This is a genomic window from Nocardioides sp. P5_C9_2, from assembly GCF_054049555.1.
This window is the reverse complement of sequence record NZ_JBFUMD010000075.1, coordinates 1-10,808: the sequence shown is the minus strand read 5'-3', so window position 1 is coordinate 10,808 and position 10,808 is coordinate 1. Positions and strand designations below refer to the sequence as shown.

Annotated in this window: 14 protein-coding genes; 5 read left to right on the top strand and 9 right to left on the bottom strand. The window is 73.8% G+C overall.

What is annotated here, in order from left to right; genetic code table 11:
• Both ACXJKL_RS05900 and nth read right to left on the bottom strand, forming a co-directional pair.
• On the bottom strand, window positions 1-446 hold a 446-nt coding region (locus ACXJKL_RS05900), incomplete at its 3' end, for a TlpA family protein disulfide reductase (RefSeq protein WP_457206132.1).
• Window positions 443-1,171: an endonuclease III gene (nth, locus tag ACXJKL_RS05895; protein WP_457206131.1), complete on the bottom strand. Its 729-nt coding sequence runs from the start codon at window positions 1,169-1,171 to the stop codon at window positions 443-445. The genes ACXJKL_RS05900 and nth, both read right to left, overlap by 4 nt.
• Window positions 1,172-1,349: 178 nt before the next feature.
• On the opposite strand from nth, the gene ACXJKL_RS05890 reads away from it, so the two are divergent.
• The 4 genes from ACXJKL_RS05890 (at window position 1,350) to ACXJKL_RS05875 (ending at window position 4,896) form a co-directional block, all read left to right on the top strand.
• Entirely contained in the window at window positions 1,350-2,027 is a 678-nt protein-coding gene (locus tag ACXJKL_RS05890; RefSeq protein ID WP_457206130.1) for a Crp/Fnr family transcriptional regulator, read from the top strand.
• 31 nt (window positions 2,028-2,058) lie between these two features.
• Window positions 2,059-3,084: an aminotransferase class V-fold PLP-dependent enzyme gene (locus ACXJKL_RS05885; protein ID WP_457206129.1), complete on the top strand. Its 1,026-nt coding sequence runs from the start codon at window positions 2,059-2,061 to the stop codon at window positions 3,082-3,084.
• Between the two features lie 82 nt (window positions 3,085-3,166).
• Entirely contained in the window at window positions 3,167-3,673 is a 507-nt protein-coding gene (locus ACXJKL_RS05880; RefSeq protein WP_457206128.1) for a SigE family RNA polymerase sigma factor, read from the top strand.
• Entirely contained in the window at window positions 3,670-4,896 is a 1,227-nt protein-coding gene (locus ACXJKL_RS05875; protein WP_457206127.1) for a hypothetical protein, read from the top strand. The genes ACXJKL_RS05880 and ACXJKL_RS05875 overlap by 4 nt, the downstream gene beginning before the upstream one ends.
• 7 nt (window positions 4,897-4,903) lie before the next feature.
• Here the strand turns inward: ACXJKL_RS05875 and ACXJKL_RS05870 are convergent, their stop codons facing one another.
• The 7 genes from ACXJKL_RS05870 to ACXJKL_RS05840 all read right to left on the bottom strand — a co-directional run bounded on the left by ACXJKL_RS05870 (window position 4,904) and on the right by ACXJKL_RS05840 (window position 10,159).
• Window positions 4,904-5,431 (bottom strand): TIGR03086 family metal-binding protein, encoded by a 528-nt coding sequence (locus tag ACXJKL_RS05870; RefSeq protein WP_457206126.1) that lies wholly within the window; start codon window positions 5,429-5,431, stop codon window positions 4,904-4,906.
• Between the two features lie 40 nt (window positions 5,432-5,471).
• Entirely contained in the window at window positions 5,472-6,260 is a 789-nt protein-coding gene (locus ACXJKL_RS05865) for an MBL fold metallo-hydrolase (RefSeq protein ID WP_457206125.1), read from the bottom strand.
• Window positions 6,257-7,117 (bottom strand): NUDIX hydrolase, encoded by an 861-nt coding sequence (locus ACXJKL_RS05860; RefSeq protein WP_457206124.1) that lies wholly within the window; start codon window positions 7,115-7,117, stop codon window positions 6,257-6,259. Before ACXJKL_RS05860 ends, ACXJKL_RS05865 begins: the two co-directional genes overlap by 4 nt.
• A gap of 2 nt (window positions 7,118-7,119) precedes the next feature.
• Window positions 7,120-7,581, bottom strand: coding sequence for a RidA family protein (locus ACXJKL_RS05855; RefSeq protein WP_457206123.1), 462 nt, complete (start codon window positions 7,579-7,581; stop codon window positions 7,120-7,122).
• Window positions 7,581-7,736, bottom strand: a complete 156-nt coding sequence (locus ACXJKL_RS05850; protein ID WP_457206122.1) for a hypothetical protein — start codon at window positions 7,734-7,736, stop codon at window positions 7,581-7,583. Before ACXJKL_RS05850 ends, ACXJKL_RS05855 begins: the two co-directional genes overlap by 1 nt.
• Before the next feature lie 255 nt (window positions 7,737-7,991).
• Window positions 7,992-9,053 carry an LLM class flavin-dependent oxidoreductase gene (locus tag ACXJKL_RS05845; RefSeq protein ID WP_457206121.1) on the bottom strand — a complete coding sequence of 354 codons (1,062 nt, stop codon included), beginning with the start codon at window positions 9,051-9,053 and terminating at the stop codon, window positions 7,992-7,994.
• 65 nt (window positions 9,054-9,118) lie between these two features.
• Window positions 9,119-10,159 carry an LLM class flavin-dependent oxidoreductase gene (locus ACXJKL_RS05840; RefSeq protein WP_457206120.1) on the bottom strand — a complete coding sequence of 347 codons (1,041 nt, stop codon included), beginning with the start codon at window positions 10,157-10,159 and terminating at the stop codon, window positions 9,119-9,121.
• Window positions 10,160-10,251: 92 nt separating this feature from the next.
• On the opposite strand from ACXJKL_RS05840, the gene ACXJKL_RS05835 reads away from it, so the two are divergent.
• On the top strand, window positions 10,252-10,808 hold a 557-nt coding region (locus ACXJKL_RS05835), incomplete at its 3' end, for an MFS transporter (RefSeq protein WP_457206119.1).

Here is a 10,808-nt window from a genome sequence, read left to right as displayed (position 1 = left end):
GCCTCGAGGTGGGTGACCGTGCCGTCCGCGTCGACGAAGGCCCAGAAGGGCAGGCCGCGCAGGCTGGGGAAGGCACCCTGTCCGTTGACGGTGCCGTCGGGGTCGGACACCAGGTCGTAGGTGACTCCGCTCCGCTCCACCAGCTCGGCAGCCCGGCCAGGCTGGGCGTCCTGGTAGTCGATGCCCAGCACGGCCACCTGGTCGCCGTACCGCTCGTGGAACTGCTGGAGCGCGGGCATCTCCTCGCGGCAGGGCGCGCAGTAGGAGGCCCACAGGTTGACCACCATCGGGCCGCGGAGGTCGGCGAGGTCGACCGCCCGGCCACCGTCGAAGCCGGCGAGGGTCACGTCGGGCATCGTCGTGGGTCGCTCGGCGCTGTCGGAGGAGCAGGAGCCGAGCGCGAGGGGCAGGACCAGCGCCAGCGCTGCGGCGAGGGTGCGGATCACGCGGGCCCCTGGGTCTTGACCAGCTTCTCCGCCTCGGCCGCGTCGATCGGGCCGGTCCCGTACGACGGGCACAGGCGCGCGATCGGGCAGGCGCCGCAGGCGGGCTTCTTGGCATGGCAGCGACGCCGACCGTGCCAGATGAGGTGGTGCGACAGCATCGTCCAGTCGCGCGGGGGAAAGAGCGCAGCGACCGCGTGCTCGACCTTGACCGGGTCGGTCTCGTCGGTCCACCCGAAGCGTCGGACCAGCCGGCCGACGTGGGTGTCGACGGTGATGCCGGGGACGTCGAAGGCGTTGCCGAGCACGACGTTGGCCGTCTTGCGGCCCACCCCGGGGAGCGTGACGAGGTCGTCGAGGCGGCCGGGGACCTGCCCGTCGTAGCGCTCGACGAGCGCCTGGCTGAGCTTGAGCAGCGCGTCGGTCTTGGCCCGGAAGAAACCGAGCGGGCCGACGATCTGCTCGAGGTGCTCGCGCGATGCGGCGGCCATCGCGGTCGCGTCGGGGTAGGCGGCGAAGAGGGTGGGGCGGACGGCGTTGACGCGTCGGTCGGTGGTCTGGGCGCTCAGCACCGTGACGACAAGCAGCTCGAAGGGGGTGTCGAAGTCGAGCTCGCAGCGGGCGTCGGGGTAGGTCTCGGCCAGCACCCGGTCGACCTTGCGCGCACGCCGCACCAGGGCCGTGTCGGGCCGGGGAACGGGGGTGGCGGTCGAGGCGCGGGCTGGCACGCGGACAGCCTACGACCCACCTCCGACACCGCTGCAGCCGCGAGAGGGCCGGTGCCGGGCGCGATCTCGTCGGTCCCCGCGGTGGCGTCGTTGTCACCTGTGATGCAGACCACGGCTAGGATCAGGCAGCAATCATCAGGGCGGCCCTCGGGCGGCCGTAACCACGGGAGGGACCTTCGTGGACAACGACGTACTTCGTCAGGCACCGCTGTTCAGCGCGCTCGACGACGAGGCGGCGACCGCACTGCGCGGCTCGATGGCCGAGACCAAGCTCCGCCGTGGCGACGTGCTCTTCCACGAGGGCGACTCGGGCGACAAGCTCTACGTCGTGCTCGACGGCAAGGTCAAGCTCGGCCGCTCGTCCTCCGACGGCCGCGAGAACCTCCTCGCGATCATGGGCCCCGGCCAGATGTTCGGCGAGCTCTCGCTCTTCGACCCGGGCCCCCGCTCGGCCACCGTCACCGCGGTCACCGACGCGTCGTTCGCGTCGCTGTCCCACGAAGACCTGCTGCGCTGGCTCGACGGTCGCCCGATCGTCGCCCGCGGCCTGCTCTCCCAGCTCGCCGCCCGGCTGCGCAAGTCCAACGACGTCGTCGCCGACCTCGTCTTCTCCGACGTCCCCGGCCGGGTCGCCAAGGCGCTGCTCGACCTCGCCGACCGCTTCGGCCGCACCGCCGACGACGGCGTGCACGTGCACCACGACCTCACCCAGGAGGAGCTCGCCCAGCTGGTCGGCGCCTCCCGCGAGACGGTCAACAAGGCGCTCGCCGACTTCGCCTCGCGCGGCTGGCTGCGGCTCGAGCCGCGCTCGGTCGTGATCATGGACGTCGAGCGCCTCTCGCGCCGGGCGCGCTGACCGCCGCCGGCCCCGCACCGCACCTGTCGTCATGAGCCTGGCCCCCGAGGAGTTCGCTCCTGCGGGGGTCTTCCTCAACTCGGCCACCCTCGGCCTCGCCCCACGTCGCAGCGTCGAGGCGATGCGCGCCTTCGAGGACGCCCGCGCCGCCGGTGAGGTCGACGCCGTCTCGGTCGATGCGTACGTCGAGCGTGGCCGGGCCGCGTTCGCCACCATGGTCGGGCGGTCCCCCGACGACGTGGCCACCGGCAGCCAGACATCCCAGTTCGTCGGGCTGGTAGCCGCCTCGCTCCCCGCGGGCGCGGTGGTGCTCGCCGCCGAGGAGGACTTCACCTCGGTGCTGTTCCCCTTCCTGCGCACGCCGGGACTCGACGTACGCCTCGTGCCGCTGGACGGCCTGCTGGACGCCATCACCGACGAGGTCGACCTCGTCGCCGTCTCCGCGGTGCAGTCCGCGGACGGCCGGGTCCTCGACCTCCCCGGGCTGGCCGAGGCCGCCGCCCGTCACGGCGCCCGCACGCTCGTCGACGTCACCCAGGCGGCGGGCTGGCTGCCGTTGGAGCGGCTGCGCGCCGACTACGTGGTGGGCGGCGGCTACAAGTGGCTGCTGGGTCCGCGCGGCACCTGCTTCTTCGCCGTCGGTCCCGCGCTGCGCGACGAGGTCCCCGCCCTGGCCGCGGGCTGGTACGCCGGCGGTTCCCGGTGGGACTCCATCTACGGGCCGCCGCTGCGACTGGCCGAGGACGCCCGGCGCTTCGACCTCTCCCCGGCCTGGGGCTGCTGGGTCGGCCACGCACCCGCGCTCGACCTGCTCCTCGAGGTCGGCATCCAGCGCATCCACGCCCACGACGTCGCGCTGGCCAACGGCTTCCGCAACGGCCTCGGCCTGCCCTCCGGGGACTCGGCCATCGTGTCGGTGCCCTGCCCTCCCGACGTGCCCGAGCTCCTGGCGGCCGCCGGGATCCGGGCCGCCGTCCGCGCCGGCAGGCTGCGGGTGTCGTTCCACCTCTACAACTCGACCTCGGACGTCGACGCGGTTCTGCGGGTCCTCGCCTGAGGATCCCGCCCGGAAGATTGGTCGGGACCGGTGACCCCCGCGGGGCGGGTCGCGTGCGTCGTACTGCGTGAAGGGGGTGGCCATGAGGGGCAGCAACGACCGGGACCGTGTCGCGTTCGACGAGTTCGTCGCCGCGCGCAGTGGCGCCCTGCTGCGCACCGCCTGGCTGCTCACCGGCGACCACCACCTCGCGGAGGACCTCGTGCAGCACRCACTCATGCAGGTCGCGCGGCACTGGGAGCGCATCTCGACCTCCCCCGAGGCCTACGCCCGCCGCACGATGCACCACCAGCACATCTCGCTGTGGCGACGGCGTCGCATCACCGAGACGTCCTGGACCGGGTACGACGCCGCGCAGCCGGCCGCCGATCCGGACCTGCGACTCTCCGTCACCGACGCCCTCGCCCGCCTGACGCCGAAGCAGCGGGCCGTGCTGGTGCTGCGCTTCTTCGAGGACCTCACCGAGGCGCAGGCCGCCGCGGTGCTCGGCGTGACGGTCGGCACCGTGAAGTCCTCGACCCGGCAGGCGCTCGGCCGCCTGCGGGTCCTCGCGCCCGAGCTGGCCGACCTGGTGGGGGTGGAGTCGTGAACCCGTTGCAGTCCGCCCTCGAGGAGCTTGCGGACGACGCGCCGCGCCCCTCGCCGCACCCGGAGCTGTGGGACCGCGGGCGGGGCCTGCGCCGGCGCGACCGGCTGGTCCGGAGCGGTCTCGTGCTGGTCGTGGTGCTGCTCGTCGGAGGGCTCGCCACCCTCGTGACCGGACGACCTGCGGCCGTCGCGCCGGCGGGGGACGTCGTACCGGACGGGGCGATCCCGAGCCGGATCGTCGAGCCCGAGGGGCCCGTCCTCACCGACCTCGCCTTCGGCCGCGCCTCGGTGGCCTACGTCGACGAGTTCGGGCAGCCCTTCTTGGTGAGTGCCACGACGGGCGAGACCCGCCCCGTCGACCTGCCGGGCGCCCCCGTGCTGCCGAGGAAGGACGCCCGGACCTGGTTCCGCGGCCCGTGGCTCGCTCTGTCCCCCGACGGGGATCGCCTGGTCTACCCGGTGGGGGAGTCCGTCGAGCGCGTACGCGGCGTCACGTCCATCGCGGTCGGGTTCTACTGCGTGGTCGACCTGACCACCGGCGAGACGGATCTCGTCGACCGACCGCCCGGCACCGGCATGCCGCTCGCCATCTCGTGGACGGCCGACGGCCAGATCGCTGTCGACGTCTTCGGTCGGGCGACGAGACGGACCAGCGCCACCCACCCTCCCGACGCGATCAGCTGGACCGTCGACCCCACGACCGGCGACAGCAGAAGGTCGCCACTCACCGGCGTCGTCGCTCCGGGCAAGGGCATCAGCGCGACCTACCCGGAGGACGCATCCGCCGTGCGGGCAGTGCCGTTCGCGAGTGCCGACGGCGACGACCTGCTTCGGGACCTCCCCGCCGACCTCTACCCCGACGGCGCAGCGGTCACCCCCGTGGGCTGGGCCGCCGGCGACCTGCTGGTGGCCGAGGTCGACGCCCCCGCAGGCAGCTACGTCGCGGGACGGCACCTGGTGCTCTTCACCTCGCCGGACCGCCCGAAGTCGGAGTGGACCTACCGGATCCTCGTGCGCGACCTCCCCGACGGAATCCCGATGAGCGTGGCCGTCGACCTGATCCCCGACCTCGACGGTACGTCCAGCCAGCAGCTGACCCACGACTTCGCGTCGTACGACGTGGGCGTGCCAGACGGGGTCCGGTGGGGCGGCACCGCGATCGCCGGTCTCGCCGTCCTGCTGACGGCGTACGTCGTGTGGCGACGCGAGCGACGACTCGGCTGACGCTCGCTCAGCGCGGGTCACGCCCCGCCCAGGCGGCGAGCCGGTCGTGGACGGGCGCGTCGTCGGCGAGGTCCACGGCCGGGCCGAAGACCCCGGCCCGGTTCTCCGGGGTCAGCCCCTGCTGCATCGCCGCGAGCGCGCGCTCGGCGACCGTCGGGTCGAGCGGGCGACCCGGGTCGATCGCCTGCGCGAGGTCCCAGGCGTGCACCGCCAGCTCGGCGGTGGTGAAGTCGACGCCACCCCTCGCGTCCTCCGGCTGCGCCTGCCAGTGCTCGAGCAGGGCCGCGGCGTCCGCCCGGAACCGGGTGGCCCACTGGCCCTCGGCGACCTCCGACGGCGCACCGAAGTCGACCGACTCACCCCGGGCCGAGGCCAGGAACCGACCCGGCGAGGACGCCAGGTGACCACCGAGCTCGCGGACGGACCAGTCCGTGCACGGGGTGGGACGGTCGAGGTCGTCGGCTCGTACGCCGGCCAGCAGCTCGCCGGCCTGGTCGAGGGCCACGGACAGGGTGGAGACGGCGTCGTCGGTCATGGTCGCCACGCTAGGACGACCCTCGCGAGGAGTCGAGGGCTCAGCGCGCGAGATGGGCGAGCTGCGCTCGCACCGAGAGCTCGGCGGCGCCCCACAGGACCGGGTCGACGTCGGCGTACACGATCTCGACGACCTGACGCGGCAGCGTGACGGCGTCGGCCAGCCCGCCGGAGCGCAGCAGCGCGACGGCATCGCGCACCTGCCCGAGACGCTCCCTGCGGTGGGCGACGTAGAAGTCGAGCACGCCCAGGGCGTCGTCGATCACCGGGCCGTGGCCCGGCCACACGGACGCGATGCCCTGCTCCGCGCACAGCGCGCGCAGGCGGTCGAGGGAGTCGAGGTAGGCGCCGAGCTCCCCGTCGGGGTGTGCGACGACGGTGGTCCCGCGACCGAGCACGGTGTCCCCGGTGAGCACCGCCGACTCCGACGGGACCACGAAGGACAGCGAGTCGGCCGTGTGGCCCGGGGTGGCCACGACGTGCACCTCGAGGTCGCCGACGGTCACCACGTCACCGTGGCCGAGTCCCTCGGACCCCAGCCGGTACGCCGGGTCGAGGGCGCGGACGCCGCACCCGTGCCGCTCGGCGAAGGTCCGGGCCGCCTCGGAGTGGTCGGCGTGGTGGTGGGTGAGCAGGACGCCGACGACGTCCTCCCCGGTGGCCGAGACCAGGTCGAGGTGCGCCTCGATCTCCGGGCCGGGGTCGACCACGAGCGACCGTCCGCCCGACGAGAGCACCCACGTGTTGGTGCCGTCGAGGGTCATCATGCTGGCGTTCGGCGCCAGCACGCAGGTGGCCGACGCCCCGTAGGACCCCCCGGTCCAGCTCACCGGCCGGCCACCAGCGGCCGGTAGCGCTCGGGCATCGACAGCACGAAGTCCTCCCCCGACGAGACGACCTGCGGCGTGAACATGTCGACGATCCGCCCCTCGGCCGCGGCCAGCACGTCGTCGGGGGTCGCGTGCTGCGCCACGTCGAGGCAGGTCAGGTAGGTCGGGGGCAGCATCAGGATCTCGCGCGACTCCACCGCCTCCACTGCCGCGATGGCCGGGGTCCAGTGCACCGACGACGACTCGGTCGAGACGTCGCGCGTCACCTGGCCCTCGGGCAGCACGGCGACGAAGAACCACGTCTCGTAGCGGCGGGGCTCGAAGACCGGTGTCAGCCAGCCGGCCCAGGCGCCGAGCAGGTCGGTGCGCAGCACGAGCCCGCGGCGTACGAGGAAGTCGGTCATCGACAGCTCGCGCGTCTCGAGCGCGACGCGGTCGGCCTCCCAGTCGTCACCGGTCGTGTCGGAGACGACCGTGTCCTGCGACGGGCCGGCGAGGAGCACCCCGGACTCCTCGAAGGTCTCCCGCACCGCGGCGCAGACCAGCGCCCGGGCCAACGACTCGTCGCAGGCCAGGCGCCGCGCCCACTCCTGGGGCGAGGGTCCGGCCCAGGCCACGCTCGCGTCGTGGTCCCGCGGGTCGACCCCGCCGCCGGGGAACACGCACATCCCCCCGGCGAAGGCCATCGAGGTCTGCCGCCGCAGCAGGTAGACCTCGGGGCCGACCGCGTCGTCGCGCGCGCCCTCGCGGAGCAGCACCACCGTCGCCGCGTGCCGGGGCGCGGCGGGGACGGCCGCGCCGGTCTCGAAGGCACGCGCCTGGTCGACGAGGGCCTGGGGCAGCGGGATCCGGTCCAAGGTCAGGACTTGATCTCGACGATCAGCTCCACCTCGACGGGGACGTCGAGCGGCAGGACCGGTACGCCGACCGCGGAGCGCGCGTGCTTGCCGGCCTCGCCGAAGACCTCGCCGAGCAGCTCGGAGGCGCCGTTGGCGACCTTGGGCTGCGCGGTGAAGTCCGGCGTCGAGGCGACGAACACGACGGCCTTGACGATCCGGACCACGTCGTCGAGCGAGCCGATCTCCGCCCTGACCGCCGCGAGCGCGTTGAGCGCGCACTGCCGGGCGCACTCGTAGCCCTGCTCCTCGCTGACCTCACCGCCCAGCTTGCCGATGGCGATCATCTCGCCGTCGCGGGCCGGCAGCTGGCCGGCGGTGAACACGAGGTTCCCGGTGCGGGCGGTCGGTTGGTAGGCCGCGACCGGCGGGACCACCTCGGGGACGGTGATGCCCAGCTCGGCCAGGCGCGCCTCGGCGCCCATCACGCGGCCTTCGGACGCTTGAGGAAGGCGACCAGCCCGCCCTGGGCGTTGGTGTGGATGGCCACCAGCTCCCAGCCGTCCTGGCCGAAGTTGTTGAGCATGAGGGCTTCGTTGTGGAGCGGGATCGGCGCCACCTGGTACTCCCAGTTCGTCATGCCCGGCACCCTACTCGGGGACGCGCCCGCCTCCGCCCATGGAGCGAAACGACGCCRCCGAGGACCGCCGCCAGGGCGAGGGGCCCAACCCCTTCGAGAGGTTCGTCGACGCGGCCAACCACCGGGTCGTCGATCCTCTCGCTGCTGCTGCTGGTGCTCCTCGAGAACGCCGGGCGCCGCAGCGAGGAGGCCGCCCAGGAGAAGCTCCGTGACGCCGTCGGGCTGGAGGAGCGGCACTGACCCCGAGCCCCGGGCTCAGCGCACGAGGGGCAGCAGCTGGTCACCCACCCGGACGATCTCCTCGCGGTACGGCGTGTCGGAGAGGATGAAGTGGGTGACGCCCAGGTCCTGGTACCTGCGCAGCGCCTTGGCCACGTCGCCCGCCGACCCCACCAGCCACGTGGTTCCGGCACCGCCCCCGCCGTACCGTCCCGGAGCGGTGTAGAGGCAGTCGTCGAGCACGTCGCCGCGCCCGGCGAGGTCGAGCAGCCGCTGCTGCCCCACCGCACCGCTGCGACGCTGGTCGACCGGGGTGACCCCGACGCCGGCCGCCATCTGCGCCACCTTGGCCTCGGCGTCGGCCCAGGCCTCGTCGGTGGTGTCCCGGACCAGCGTGGTGATCCGCAGCCCGAACTCGAGCGGTGCGTGCTGGCGGTCCACCTGCTCGCTGAGCTCACGCAGGTGCGTGACCCGCTCGGCGACGCCCTCCAGCGGCTCGCCCCAGAAGAGCTGTACGTCGGCCTCGGCCGCGGCGACCCGCTGCGCCGCCTCCGACGCGCCGCCGAAGTAGAGCCGCGGGTGTCGCCGGTCCGCGCGAACCACCGGGCGGGTGGCCACGGTCGACCCGGTCACCGAGAAGTGCTCGCCCTCGAAGGTCACGTCCTCCTCGGTCCACAGCCGCCGGAGGAGGTGCATGAACTCGCGGGTCCGCGCGTAGCGCTGCGCCTGGTCGCCCTCCGTGTCGCCGTACGCCGCCAGGGAGTCCTGCCCGGAGACGATGTTGACCAGCAGTCGGCCCCCCGACAGCTCGTCGAGGGTGCTCGCCGCCGAGGCGAAGTTGGCCGGACGCCAGTAGCCGGGTCGGATCGCCACCAACGGCTGGAAGGTCGTCGTCCGGGCCGCCAGCGCGGTGCCCACGGTGAAGGTGTCGGGCCTGCCCCACCCGGTGCCGAGCAGTGCGCCACCCCACCCGTGGTCCTCCACCAGCGTCGCCAGCTCCACGAGCCGGTCGAGGCTGTTGTGGCCCTCCCCCGCATCGTCGCCCCGGTGCCCGGGCTCGACCTGGTTGGGGATGTACCAGAGGAACTCCTGCGTCATGGGTCGCCCTTCCATCGATATGTCTAGTTGTCCACTAGACTAACCGCAGGAAGGGCGCGGGTGTGTCACCCGGCCAGCAGGCGGAGCGTCTCCTCGCGGGCCGGCGACACGGAGGCGGCGGTGCCGGCGAAGGCGCTGGTCACCGGGTGCACCATCACCTCGTCGACGCCGAACTCCAGGGCCAGCTCCTCGACCCGGCGACGGGCCACGCCCGGCTCGTCGACGACCCAGCGCTGCAGCATCGCCTCGACCATGCTCCGGTGCGCCTCGGGCACCGGGGTGGTCTCGGCCTCCTCGACCAGGCGCTGCGCGGTGAGCGGGGCCCCGGTCCGCAGGGCGACCATCTGCAGCACCTGCGGCAGCGCGAGGCGGCGGGCCTCCTCGGCCGTCTGCGCCACGGCGGCATTGACGGTGAGGAGCGTGCGCGGCTCCGGGTGCTGCTCCGAGGGCTGGTACGACGAGCGGTACAGCTCGATGGCCTCCGCCGTGCCCTGGCCGGCGAAGTGGTGCGCGAAGACGTACGGCAGTCCCCGCGACGCCGCCAGTCGGGCCGAGTAGTCCGACGACCCGAGCAGCCACACCGTCGGCACGGAGGCGGCGCGCGGGGTGGCGCGCAACGGCTGGCGCCGGCCGCCCACGGACATCTCGACCCCGTCGGGGTGCATGAGGGTGATGATGTCGTCGACGTACTCCGGGAAGCGGGTGACCGCCTCGTCGGCGGCGGCCGACGAGCCCCCGCGCAGGACGTAGCGGGTCAGCGGGTCCGTCCCCGGGGCCCGGCCGATGCCGAGGTCGATGCGTCCGGGGTAGGCCGCCTCGAGGAGCGCGAACTGCTCGGCCACGACCAGCGGCTCGTGGTTGGGCAGCATCACCCCGCCCGACCCCACCCGGATCCGCTCGGTCGCCGCGGCCAGCATGGCGATGAGCACGGGCGGGTTGGTGGCCGCCACGGCCGGCATGTTGTGGTGCTCGGCCACCCAGTAGCGCGTGTATCCCGCGGCGTCGGCCGTCCGGGCCAGCGACCGCGACGCGGCGAGCGCGTCCCCGGTCGCCTGGTCGCTGCGGACGGGCACGAGGTCAAGGACGGAGAGAGCTGGGAAGGTCACCACAGGGCAACGCGCCCGCGGCGTGACTATTCCGTCGTACGGGTCACGTCGGCGCGATCTCGGGTGCACGCGCGGCCGGGTCGTCTGCGATCGTGACGACCGTGACGGGGACGACGGGCGAGGGCACCACGGGCCGGGCGCCGCGCGGGCGGCTGCTGGGACCGGCGTACGCCGCCACCACGATCGGCATGTTCGCGCTCATCGCCTTCGTGGCGTTCGAGGCGATGGCAGTGACGACGATCATGCCGACGGTGGCGCGGGCCCTGGACGGGGAGTCCCTCTACGCGCTGACCTTCGCCGCGCCGCTGGCCTGCGGTGTCCTGGGCACGGTCGCCGCGGGGAGGTGGAGCGACCGGCGCGGGCCGGCCCTGCCGCTGGTCGTCGCGATGGTGCTCTTCTCGGCCGGCCTGCTGGTCTGCGCGGCCGCCCCGACGATGGAGGTCCTGCTCGCTGGTCGGGTCCTCCAGGGCCTGGGCGGCGGGGCGCTGACCGTCGGGCTCTACGTCCTGGTGGGGATCGTCTTCCCAGCCGTCCTGCGCCCCGCGGTCTTCGCCAGCTTCGCCGCCGCGTGGGTGCTGCCGGCGTTGTTCGGCCCGGCGCTGGCCGCCCTCGTCGCCGACGCGCTGGGCTGGCGGTGGGTCTTCGGGGG